This window comes from Stackebrandtia nassauensis DSM 44728, assembly GCF_000024545.1.
Taxonomy (GTDB): domain Bacteria; phylum Actinomycetota; class Actinomycetes; order Mycobacteriales; family Micromonosporaceae; genus Stackebrandtia; species Stackebrandtia nassauensis.
Map to the genome: position 1 here is coordinate 5,797,203 of NC_013947.1, position 11,788 is coordinate 5,808,990.

11 protein-coding genes are annotated in these 11,788 nt (G+C 68.7%); 2 read left to right on the forward strand and 9 right to left on the reverse strand.

What is annotated here, in order from left to right; translation table 11 throughout:
- Positions 1 to 1,857: a translation elongation factor 4 gene (gene lepA, locus SNAS_RS27010; protein WP_013020667.1), complete on the reverse strand. Its 1,857-nt coding sequence runs from the start codon at positions 1,855 to 1,857 to the stop codon at positions 1 to 3.
- Positions 1,858 to 2,026: 169 nt separating this feature from the next.
- On the opposite strand from lepA, the gene SNAS_RS27015 reads away from it, so the two are divergent.
- The gene (locus SNAS_RS27015; RefSeq protein ID WP_013020668.1) at positions 2,027 to 3,001 is read left to right on the forward strand and encodes a phosphotransferase; all 975 of its coding nucleotides are present in this window, start codon (positions 2,027 to 2,029) and stop codon (positions 2,999 to 3,001) included.
- A gap of 80 nt (positions 3,002 to 3,081) precedes the next feature.
- A complete protein-coding gene (gene rpsT, locus SNAS_RS27020; RefSeq protein ID WP_013020669.1) occupies positions 3,082 to 3,348 on the forward strand; it encodes a 30S ribosomal protein S20 in 267 nt (88 codons plus the stop codon).
- Between the two features lie 106 nt (positions 3,349 to 3,454).
- Here the strand turns inward: rpsT and holA are convergent, their stop codons facing one another.
- The 8 genes from holA to rsfS form a co-directional block, all read right to left on the reverse strand.
- On the reverse strand, positions 3,455 to 4,414 hold the full coding sequence (gene holA, locus SNAS_RS27025; RefSeq protein ID WP_013020670.1) for a DNA polymerase III subunit delta: 960 nt from the start codon (positions 4,412 to 4,414) through the stop codon (positions 3,455 to 3,457).
- A 49-nt stretch (positions 4,415 to 4,463) separates the two neighbouring features.
- Complete coding sequence (locus SNAS_RS27030; RefSeq protein ID WP_041625209.1) at positions 4,464 to 5,234, reverse strand: TSUP family transporter; 771 nt, start codon at positions 5,232 to 5,234, stop codon at positions 4,464 to 4,466.
- A 140-nt stretch (positions 5,235 to 5,374) separates the two neighbouring features.
- Entirely contained in the window at positions 5,375 to 7,834 is a 2,460-nt protein-coding gene (locus SNAS_RS27035; RefSeq protein ID WP_013020672.1) for a ComEC/Rec2 family competence protein, read from the reverse strand.
- 582 nt (positions 7,835 to 8,416) lie between these two features.
- Entirely contained in the window at positions 8,417 to 9,094 is a 678-nt protein-coding gene (locus SNAS_RS27040; RefSeq protein ID WP_013020673.1) for a ComEA family DNA-binding protein, read from the reverse strand.
- Between the two features lie 160 nt (positions 9,095 to 9,254).
- Positions 9,255 to 10,235: a DegV family protein gene (locus tag SNAS_RS27045; RefSeq protein WP_013020674.1), complete on the reverse strand. Its 981-nt coding sequence runs from the start codon at positions 10,233 to 10,235 to the stop codon at positions 9,255 to 9,257.
- Positions 10,236 to 10,289: 54 nt separating this feature from the next.
- Positions 10,290 to 10,697: a hypothetical protein gene (locus SNAS_RS27050; protein WP_041627006.1), complete on the reverse strand. Its 408-nt coding sequence runs from the start codon at positions 10,695 to 10,697 to the stop codon at positions 10,290 to 10,292.
- Between the two features lie 52 nt (positions 10,698 to 10,749).
- Entirely contained in the window at positions 10,750 to 11,346 is a 597-nt protein-coding gene (locus tag SNAS_RS27055; protein WP_013020676.1) for a histidine phosphatase family protein, read from the reverse strand.
- Positions 11,343 to 11,768: a ribosome silencing factor gene (gene rsfS, locus SNAS_RS27060; RefSeq protein WP_013020677.1), complete on the reverse strand. Its 426-nt coding sequence runs from the start codon at positions 11,766 to 11,768 to the stop codon at positions 11,343 to 11,345. Before rsfS ends, SNAS_RS27055 begins: the two co-directional genes overlap by 4 nt.
- Positions 11,769 to 11,788: the final 20 nt, after the last annotated feature.

The following is an 11,788-nucleotide window of genomic DNA, read 5'->3' on the forward strand; positions in this document are numbered from 1 at the left end:
TTATTTCTTCGCGGCTTTGTCCACAGCGGACGCGTCGGTGGTCAGGGCCGCGATGAAGGCCTCCTGCGGAACCTCGACCCTTCCGATGGTCTTCATCCGCTTCTTGCCCTCCTTCTGCTTCTCCAGCAGTTTCCGCTTACGGGAGATGTCACCGCCGTAACACTTGGCGAGCACGTCCTTGCGGATGGCGCGGATGTTCTCACGCGCGATGATGCGCGAACCGATGGCCGCCTGGATCGGCACCTCGAACTGTTGCCGGGGAATCAGTTTGCGCAGCGTCTCGGTCAACCGGACCCCGTAGGAGTACGCGGCGTCCTTGTGGACGATCGCGGAGAACGCGTCGACCTTCTCGCCCTGCAACAGGATGTCCACCTTCACCAGGTCGGAGGTCTGGCTGCCGGTGGGTTCGTAGTCCAGCGAGGCGTACCCGCGGGTCTTGGACTTCAACTGGTCGAAGAAGTCGAAGATGATCTCGGCCAACGGCAGGGTGTAGCGCAGCTCCACCCGCTCCGGCGACAGGTAGTCCATGCCCTGCATGGCACCCCGGCGGCTTTGGCACAGCTCCATGACCGCGCCCACGTAGTCGTTGGGCGTCAGGATCGTCGCCTTGACCATGGGTTCGTGGACGACCGCGATCTTCCCGTCCGGGAACTCGCTGGGGTTGGTGACCTCGGATTCCGAGCCATCGTCCATTTCGACCTGATAGACGACGTTGGGCGCCGTGGAGATCAGGTCGAGCCCGAACTCGCGCTCCAGCCGCTCGCGGATGATCTCCAGGTGCAGCAGACCCAGGAAACCGCAACGGAAACCGAAACCCAGCGCCGCGGACGTCTCGGGTTCGTAGGCCAGCGCGGCGTCGTTGAGCTTCAGCTTGTCCAGCGCCTCGCGCAGGTCCGGGTAGTCGGAACCGTCGATCGGATACAGTCCGGAGTAGACCATCGGTTTGGCCTCGGCGTAGCCCTCCAAGGCCTCGGTGGCCGAACGGTGCTGGCCGGTGACCGTGTCACCGACCTTCGACTGCCGCACGTCCTTCACGCCGGTGATGAGGTAACCGACCTCGCCGACACCCAGCCCGGCGGACTTGATCGGCTCCGGTGAGATCACGCCGATCTCCAGCAGCTCGTGCACCGCGCCGGTCGACATCATCTTGATGCGCTCGCGCGCCGACAAACTGCCGTCGATGACCCGCACGTAGGTGACGACGCCGCGATAGGTGTCGTACACCGAGTCGAAGATCATGGCGCGGGCCGGGGCGTCGGCGTCACCGACCGGGGGCGTGAACTGGTGCACGATCGCGTCGAGCAGTTCCTCGACACCCTGGCCGGTCTTGCCCGACACCTTGAAACAGTCCTCGGGTTCACAGCCGATCAGGTGCGCCAGTTCCTCGGCGTAGCGTTCGGGCTGCGCGGCGGGCAGGTCGATCTTGTTGAGCACCGGGATGATCGTCAGGTCGTTGTCCAGCGCCAGGTACAGGTTCGCCAGCGTCTGCGCCTCGATGCCCTGCGCGGCGTCCACCAGCAGGATCGCGCCCTCGCAGGCCGCCAGCGACCGGGACACCTCGTAGGTGAAGTCGACGTGGCCGGGGGTGTCGATCATGTTGAGGACGAACTCGTCACCGGTGCTGTCGCCGCTGCGGGCCTTCCACGGCATCCGCACGGCCTGGCTCTTGATCGTGATGCCGCGCTCGCGCTCGATGTCCATCCGGTCGAGGTACTGGGCTCGCATCTTGCGCTGCTCGACGACACCGGTTATCTGCAGCATCCGGTCGGCCAGCGTCGACTTTCCGTGGTCGATGTGGGCGATGATGCAGAAGTTTCGGATCCGCTGCGGGTCAGTGGCGCCGGGCGCGAAGTTCAACGTGCACGTCCGTTCGTCAATCGATGGTGGTGAGGACTCGTCCGCGGTACATGATCCCACGTGCGGTGGCGGGCCCTTCGCCGCCAAGTCACGTTGAGCCTCACACGACACCCGCGCGAGCCGCAATCCGTTTGCGGCCACCGGCGCCGATCGGCGAACATAGTCCCCCATGAGGTTTGAACTCGGGGATCCGGTTCCGTACGACGCCACCGCGAACCGGCCCGGCTACGACACCCTCCCGGCCGAGGTCCGCGCCGACATCACCGCGCACCTGGGCAGCGAACCGGTCCACATCGCCAAGGCGGGCGGCGGCTTCACCGGCGGATTCGCCGGGGTCCTCACCGGCGCCGACGAGTCGAGGATCTTCGTCAAGGCGGCCGGGCCGCACACCCCGTTCGTGACCAACGCCTACTCGGCCGAGGCCCACATCTCGCCCCGACTGCCCGACGGTGTCCCCGCCCCCGACCTGCGCTTCGCCTCCCAGGTCGGCGAATGGGTGGTGCTGGGCTTCGAGGCCATCGAGGGCCGCGCCGCCCGGCTGCCGCTGGACCCCCACGACCTGGACCGGATGCTGGCCGCGTGGGCCAGCGCCGCCGAAGCCCTCACCCCCGCGCCGCAGGCCCTCGTCGAACTGGGGCTGCCCCGGTTCGCCGACGTCGTCGGCGACACCTTCCAGAACTTCGCCTCCATCGTGGCCGGGGAACTGTCCGCCCCCGACCTGCAGGGCTTTCCCGACCACTTCGAGGAACTGGCGCGGCTGGAGGCGGGCTTCAACGACGTCCTCGACGTCGACGCCGTCCATCACGGTGACCTGCGTCCCGACAACATGATCCTCGCCGACGACAAGGTGTGGATCTGCGACTGGAACAACCCGGTCATCGGCTCGCCGGTCCTGGACACCGTCGCGTTCCTGGTCGTGGCGCACGGCGACGGCCACGACGCCGAGGCCCTGCTCAAGGCCCACCCCTCCGCGTCCGGATTCGACGACGAGGAGATCGACGTCATCCTGGCCGCCATCGCCGGCTACTACCTCTGCAACGGCGACAAACCGCTGATCGAGAACGTGTCGCGCTATATTCGCCAGCACCAGCGCTGGAACGGACTGGCCACCCTCGATTGGCTGGCCCGTCGTCGTGGCTGGTAAGCTTGCCTGTCGCGTGCGGCGAGAATCGCGCGCGCCTGAATCGCACATCCCACCGTACGAAAGAGACCGAGGCTTCCAGCGTGGCTAACATCAAGTCCCAGATCAAGCGCAACAAGCAGAACGAGAAGGCCCGCCTGCGCAACAAGGCCGTGAAGTCGGAGCTGAAGACGCAGATCCGCAAGTTCCACAGCCTCGCCGAGACCGGCGATCTGGAGGCCGCCACCACCCAGCAGCGCGTCGCCAGCCAGAAGCTGGACAAGGCCGTCAGCAAGGGTGTCATCCACAAGAACCAGGCCGCCAACCGCAAGTCGGCGCTGGCCAAGAAGCTGCAGAACGTCGCTTCCTAACCCGGTTCGCACACATTCGCCCACGGTGGGCTGAAACACAGACTCGAACGATGGTCCGAGCATCAACCGCTCGGACCATCGTTTTGCTGTCCCCGAAACCGCCCGGCTACCGCCCCGAACGCGCGGCCGTGATCGCCAGGATCGCCCGCTCCAGCGCATAGGCCCGGTCCTCGGACCCGCCCTTGACCGCCGCGTTGAGCTCGGCGGTGACGTCCATCGCCGCGACCAGCCCCTCCGGCGTCCAGCCCCGTCCCTGCTGCTTGGCCTTGTCGACCTGCCACGGCGCCATCCCCACCTTGGAAGCCAGCTGATAACCGCTCTCCCTGGCCCCCGCGACCTTGGCGATATTGCGCACGCCGGTGGCCAGCGCGTCGGCCAACGGCACCGCGTCCACCCCCACCGACAACGCCCACCGCAACCCGCTCAACGCCGCCTGGGCGTCACCGGTCACCGCGGCGTCGGCCACGGCGAACCCCGTCACCTCAGCCCGTCCCCGGTAGTACTTGTTGATCTCGTCAACGGTGACCTTGCCCCCGGTGTCGGCCACCAACTGCGAACAGGCACTGGCCAACTCACGCAGGTCATGCCCCACGGCGGTGATCAAAGCCTCCGCGGCGGCCGCGTTGGCGCGAGCCCCCAGCCGACGCAACTCCTCCTTCACGAAGTTGGCGCGATCGGTGGCCCGCTTGATCTTCGCCGCCGAGATCACCTCCACCCCGGCCTTACGCAGCGACTCGGCCAAGGCCTTGCCCTTGTTGCCGCCCGCGTGCACGACCACGACCTCGACATCGGCCGCCGGAGCGTCCAGATACCCGTTCAGGGCGGCGGCCAGCTCCTTCTTCGCGTCCTGGGCGTTCTCCACCACCACGACACTGCCGCCGCCGAACAACGTCGGGCTGGTCAACGTCGTCAGCTCCCCGGGACTGAGGTCCCCGGCGTCGGCACGATGAACCTGAATGCCCGCGTCGCGCTGCCGGGCCTCGGCGACGATCGCGGCCACCGCCCGTTCGGCGAGCAGCTCTTCCTCGCCGAGCACCAGCCGCATTCCCGATACCGTCTTCGCCATCCGGTCATCCTCACCGCTAGGACCAACAACGGCCCAGACGCTGACTTCCTCAGAACGGAAGCCAACCCTGCCGCCACAGGTATTGAACCAGCATCCCCAGACACATCACCACGACGATCGGACGGATCAACCGCGCGCCGCCCCGCGACACGGCCAACGCCCCCAGGTAGGCGCCCGACATCGAACCCACCGCCATGATCCCACCCACCAGCCACATCGTCTTACCCCCGATGGCGAACACCACCAACGAGGCGACGTTGGTGGCGAAGTTCAACATCCGGGCCTGCGCCGAAGCCGGAACCAACCGCTGCCCCCGCAACGACACTCCCGCCGCCGTGAAGAACGACCCGGTCCCCGGCCCGAAAGCGCCGTCATAGAAACCGATCCCCGGAACCACCAGACTGTTGTACGGCGCCAACGCCAACCGGGGCTCCACATCCCGATCGGGCCGTTTCGGCATCGCGATGAAATAGATCGCGATGCCCGCCAGCACCACCGGCACCACCACCGTCAGCGCCCGGGTATCGATGAACTGCACCGTCACGGTCCCCACCGCCGATCCCGCCAACGCGAACAAGAACGGGGCCTGCATATCCACCGGCCCCGCCAACCCCTTGCGCCGCATCGACATCGCCGAAGTGAACGTCCCGAAACTGCTCTGCAGCTTATTGGTCGCCATGGCGTGCACCGGCGGAATCTGGGCCAACAACAACGCGGGCAACGTCAACAACCCACCGCCACCGGCGATGGCGTCAACACTCCCAGCGATGAGAGCGACAGCGAACAGGGCGAGCAGAACCGCGGGGGCAACGGTTTCCATGCCGCGATTCTTCAGGTACACCACCGGGGTACCCGACCAGCCGAGACAAACCGTGAGAGCGGTCTCAACCCAAACAGGACCCGGCCCCCCGAACCCCTGACCAGGCACCCACACCCCTGCGGTTCGACGCCGCGAGCAATTCAGTCCATTGTCACCACCGCCAGCCCACCGTCCCCGGCAACCACGGCGAAACTGCCGTCCCGATCGGTGCGATGCACCGCCGCACCCTGCCGCCGCAACTGCCGCAACGCCCTGGGATGCGGGTGCCCGTAGTCGTTGCCGCGCCCCGCGCTGACGACGGCCAATCTCGGCTTCACCGCCTCGAAGAATCCGTCGTCGAAGTACGCCGACCCGTGATGCGGCACCTTCAACACATCCGACGCGAGCCGCTGCCCGGACGCCAACACCGACCGCTGCGCCGGTTCCTCCACGTCCCCCGACAGCAAGATCGACACCCCACCAACGACCGCGCGCAACACGAACGAGTTGTTGTTCGGATCCGAACGCGTCCCGCTGAACTCCGTATCGGGCGCCAGCACCTCCAACCGAGTTCTCCCCGCGCCAACACTGTCGCCAACCCGCACGGTCACCGTCGGCGTCTCCCGGATCGCCTCGGCAAGCCGCTCCCCCGCCCCCGGCCCCGCTGGCCAACCACTCCCACCAGAACCCGGCGGCTCACCATGCAGAGCGGGGAGTCGATCGCGGCCTGGTGGCGGGCCGACGCCGGACGGGCGATCGGTGCCCGAGGACCCGTGGCCGTCGGACATCGGCGGTAGGACCGCCTCCACGGTTCGGCCACTGTAGACACCCGCGACGCCGCCGATGTGGTCCGCGTGCGCGTGGCTGAACGCCAGTAGCGCCACCCGCTCCACACCCAGCGAGCGCAAGCAGTCGTCGATGGCACGCGGGTCGGGTCCCGCGTCCACCACGACGACCCGTGAGTCGTGACCCGTGGGCAGGACAAGCGCGTCGCCTTGCCCCACGTCGCAGACCACCATCACCCAGCCGCTCGGTGGCCAGCCCCCGCTCAGCATTCGGACCGGGACCACACCGATCGCTATGCCCAGCAGCAGGACCAGCAGGATGCGGCGTCCGGCTCGCCAGCGCAGCAGCACCAGGGCCACCGCGATGAGCAGGGCCAGTAGTAGGCCCGGCAGGAAGCCCGATGGCCACGGCAGTGACCCCGACGGGATCTGGGCCGCGTGAGTGGCGACGGACACCAGCCATTGGGCGGGCCAAGACGCCAACCAGGTCAGCACGAACGCCAAGTCTGGCCACAGTGGCCACACCATCGTGGCGGCCACCGCCAGTACCGTCGCCGGTGGGACGGCTATGGCCGCCAGCGCGTTGGCCACCACCGCCACCGGGGTGATCGTGCCGGTGGCCGCGGCCAGTACCGGGGTCACCGCCAGCTGGGCCGCGGCCGGGACCGCCACCACGGCCGCCAGCCATTCCGGCCAGCCACGCCGCCGCAGCAAGGCGATCCAGCGGGAGGCGAAGAACACCAGACCCGCTGTGGCCACGACGGACAGCACGAACCCCAGGTTCGTCGCCAGGCCCGGGTCGATGAGGAGCAGCAGGGCCACCGCCGCTGACAGGACCGGCACCGCGTCGCGGCCGCCCCGTCGCGACAGGACCAGCAGACCGAGCCCGCCCATGACCGCCGCCCGCAGCACGCTCGGGGAGGGGCGGACCAGTACGACGAACCCGACGATCACCGCGATTCCGACGGTGACCCGAGTGCGGCGTCCCGCTCCACAGCCGATCGCGATCAGTACCGCGGCTCCCACGACGATGGCCACGTTCGAGCCCGAGACCGCCAGCAGGTGCGTCATTCCGGCGTCTCGGAAGTCCGCGTCGACTCCCTCGTCCATGGTGCTCACATCGCCGAGTGCCAGCCCCGGCAACAGTCCGGCGGCCTCATCGGGGAGGTCGGCGCAGGCTTCGCGCAGCCCGGCCCGCAGGTACCCCGCCGCTTGTTGCCACCACGGTGGTTCGCCGTGCAGGCGGGGTGCTCGGGATACGGCGACGTCGGCCGCGCCCAGCGTGCCCGTCTCGCCCGGGGCCAGCCGTCCCTTGATCGTCAGTTCCTGGCCCGGCAGCACCGTGGCCCATCGCCAGCGACCCACGTCCGGGGAGAAGACCACGGCCCGCACCGAGACCTCCACCTCGGTGTTTCCCACGCGAGCCCGCTGCACCCGCACCGCGACCCGGTACTTCTCGCCCTGTCCGCCTCGCAGCCGCAGCGGGTCGTCGGTCACGGTCACCCGCATCGTGGCCACCCGTTCGTCGTCCACCCAGTCGCGGAACGGCAGCGCGTCCCGCACTGCCACCTGGGCCGAAGCGATGACCGCCCCGGCCACCACACCGATGGCGATGGCTCCGGCGACTTTCGCCCACGCTCGGCCGCCACGGCTGCCGAACCAAACGCCGCCACAAGCGACGATCGACAGGCCAATGCCCCACCCGGCTCCCAGGTACAGGACCGCCACCGCAGCCACCCACACGCCCAGCGCCACGAACGCCAGCCGCAGATCAGGCGCCGAGTTCGACGTCTCCCCTTGTCCGGCAACCGAAGCACCGGCTTCGCCCGCGCTCAAGACAACCTCCTGCCTTCGTTCCCGCACCGATCGGTTTCCCACCACGACGAACCGTCGGTCCGCTCCGCGAGCCGTGCCCAGCCCAGCCCAGCCCAGCCGAGCCGAGCCGCTGGAGCGTGCTGGCGCCCGACCCACGACCGACCGCGCTCCTCGGCGCCCGGCCCGCATTCCACAGCGCCACTCGGCGAGCCACGTCGGATACCGAGCGCGCCGCTCCGCGAACGGTGCCCAGCCGCTGGGGCGTGCTGCTCGGTGCCTGACCCACGACCGACCGCGCCTCTCGGCGAGCCACGCCGAGAACCGAGCGCGCCCCTCCGTGAGTCATATCGAGGACCGACCGCAACTCTCGACGAGCCGCGACGAGCCGCTGGGCCTCTGCTTGGCGACCGGCTCGCGTCCGATCGCGCCTTTCGGTGGGCCACATCGAGAACCAGCCAAACCGCATCGTCAACCGGCCGAACCGCTCCGCGAGCCGCGTCGAGAATCGACCGCGCCTGTTGCAAGCCGTGCCGAGCCGCTGGCCATCGCCGGGGCGATGGGGGTGACGGCGACGGTTCTCCAGCCCGCCGCCGTCACCGCTTGTCACACGGTTACCTTGTCGGCGAGCTTGTCCAGTGTGGCTGGACCGATGCCATCGACCTCGGTGAGCTGGTCGACCGAGTCGAAGCCGCCGCTTTGTTCGCGGTATTCGACGATGCTGGCCGCCGTGACCGGGCCGATGCCCGGCAGCGTGGCGAGTTCGTCTTCTGTGGCCTTGTTGAGATTGACCGGTTCGCCCGGTGCGTTGGGGTCGTCGGGGGTTTCGCCCGTGGGCGGCTCTTCGGACGGGTCGGGCTCGGCCGGAGCTTCGGGGTCGTCGGGATTCTCGCCCTCGGCTTCGACCACGATCAGTTCGCCGTCCTTGACCTTGCGGGCCAGATTGAGGTAGCCGGGGGACGCCGATTCGGGTGTCAGACCGCCCGCCGCTTCGATGGCGTCGGCTACCCGGGCGCCCGCCGCCAGCTCGACGATGCCGGGTTCGGAGACGTCACCCACGACCGAGACCTTGAGGCGGCCGACCGCGCCGCCGTCGCCGTCGTTGGTTTGGGCCACCGCGACTGCCCCCGGGGCCGGTTGCGGGCTGGGCCATGAGAACCAGGTCAGCGCTCCGGCCGTGACCGCCACGATGAGCAGCAGCATGACCAGCACGCCGCGGGTGCGGCCCGCCAGCAGGAACCGGGAGCCGGTGAGGCCGAGCAGGCCCGCGACGCGACCCCGCATGCCCTCGGTGTGGGTTGGTGATGGTTGGGGGGTGCCGGACGTCGCGTCGACGACCTCGCGGCAGGCGTCCGGAGTGGAATCGCAGCCCGCCGTGCCCGTGAGCCGATCCAGTCGGCCCCTGACCGCGGTGGTGAATTCCGCCCGCCTCGAGGTTTTCGGGTTACCTGTGTGAATGCCCCGCAGTGCGGGGGCTTGCGTGGAAATACTCATGCCCGGTGTAACGGGCGTGGTTGGGGCGGGGACTCCGGGGGGCTTGGGGGCCTGTGGATAACTTTTGGGTTGTGGATAACTTCTTGACGCGTCGGTGAACCACGGCCCCCAGCAGGCCCGGCCCGCAGTGGGCCGCGATCACCGCGCCCACCTCGGTGATGAACACTTCCCGGACCTGGCGCCCGAACCGGTCCCGCAACCGGTGCGCCAGTTCCTCCGCGCGCTCTGGGGAGCGGAGGTGGTGTAGGGCCAGGTCGACCGGGCCGTCGCGTCCCGCCGCCACGACCAGGTCCTCCAGCCGCGCCAGGGCCCGCGTCGAGGTGCGGACCTTGTCGCGCAGTTTCACCTCACCGGATTCGACGTGCAGGATCGGTTTCACCGCCAGCGCCGTGCCCAACAGCGCGCCGGCGGCACTGATGCGGCCGCCCCGGCGCAGGAACTCCAGCGTGTCGACGTAGAAGAACGTGTCGGTCGCCGACGAAGCCGCCGAGGCGCTGTCGGCGACGAATCGGGCTCCCCGCCCCCGTTTCGCGGCAGCGGACGCCGCCAGGACGCAGAACCCGAGCCCCATCCCGGCGTTCGCCGAATCCACGACGGTGACCTTGCCGTCGAACTCCCGCGCCGCCAGCACCGCCGACTCGTAGGTACCCGACAGCGCCGCCGACAGGTGCACCGACACCACGCCGGTCGCGCCGTCGTCCAGCAATCGTTGGTAGATCTCCGCCACCGCACCGGGTGCCGGACGCGACGTGGACACCTCGACCCGCCGCTCCTGGAACGCCCGAGCGATGTCCACAGTGGTGATCTCGGTTCCCTCGGCACCCGAGTAGCCGTTGATCGTCACCCGCATCGGGATGATCGTCAGCGGGTATTCGTCCTCGGCTCCGGGCGGCAGGCAAGCCGTCGAGTCGGTCACCACCGCAACAGGCATAACGGCCACCGTAGCCCAAACCGCGAGCCCGGCAGCCGCAGGAGGCGGTTCGCCTCAGGAGACCTTCTCGACGGTGTCGACCTCGAACACCGTGCCCTCCATACAGGTGGACATGTTGTTGTCCGAGACCTTGCCGGTGACCTCGACCTTCATACCCGACTTCAGCTTCTTGGTCGCGTCACCGACCAGCTGGTACTTGACGCCGTCGGATTTCAGCATCAGGCAGCCCGGCTCCACTCCGTCGGAGATGGTGCCGGTCAGGGTCTTGGCCTTCGTGTCCGGCTTGCCCTCGGTCGACTCCGTCGAGTCCGGTTTGTCCTTGTCGTCACTGGAACTCGCACTCGACGAGGACTCCGACGACGAGGAGGAACCCCCCGCGTCGTCCGGTTGCCCCTTGCCGCCACAAGACGCCAGCGCGGCGATCAGGAGCAGACCGGTCGTGACCTTGGCAAGCTGTCGCATCTTGTTACGCATACCGGTTTAGACGCGCCGCCGCTCACGGCGGTTCCGCCGCCTAAGCCGACAGGTTGTACCCGTACATCCGCCAGCCGGTGTGCTCCAGCCGCAGATCCGCCCAGTGGCAGTTCTCCATCCCGAACATGGTGTTGGCCTGTTCCTGACTCCAGCCCAGGAACCGGACGATCCCCTGCCGCGACGACCCGCCGTGGGTGACCACGACCGCGGTGCCGTCACCGGGTTCGGCCGCCACCTCGCTCAGCGCCGCGGCGGTGCGGTCGGCGACCTCCGACAGCACCTCCATGTCCTCCAGCTCGAACGGCTTGCGGGCCCGCCACAGTTCGAACGCCTCCGGAAACCGCTCCGCGATCTGGGCGCGCGTCAGCCCCTCCCACGGCCCGTAGGCACGCTCACGCAGCCGCTTGTCGATCCGCACGTCCAGGCCCACCAGGTCCGCGACCAACTGGGCCGTGTCGACGGCCCGGCGCATGTCGCTGGCGACCACGACGCTCGGCGTCAGCCGGGCCAGCACCTTCGCGGCCTCGCCCGCCTGGGCACGCCCCGCCTCGTTGAGGTCGATGTCCACCGACCCCTGTACCCGGTTCTCGTCGTTCCACGCGGTCTGGCCGTGCCGAAGCACGATCAGCCGCTTCACGCGGCGTCCCGCAGCTCGGAGTTCACCGCCGCGTCGCCGTCCCGCGCCGCACGGTTCTCGGCGCTGTCGACGAACTCGATGGCCGGGCAGTCCTTCCACAGGCTGTCCAGCGCGTAGTACTCGCGCTCCTGCGAGTGCTGGACGTGGATGATGACGTCGGCGTAGTCGAGCAACACCCAACGGCCCTGTTTGAGCCCCTCACGGCGCTCAGGCTTCACGTCGAGCTCGCGGCGCAGCTTGTCCTCAACGGCATCGACGATCGCCAGGACCTGCCGTTCGTTGGGAGCCGAAGCGATCATGAAGATGTCGGTGATGACCACTTCGTCGCTGACGTCCAGCAGCACGATGTCTCGTGCCTTCTTGTCAGCGGCCGCCTGCGCGGCGGCGAGCGCTACTGTCCTGGCAAGGTCTGTGGCTACCACGGGGATCCTTCGTTCGGGGC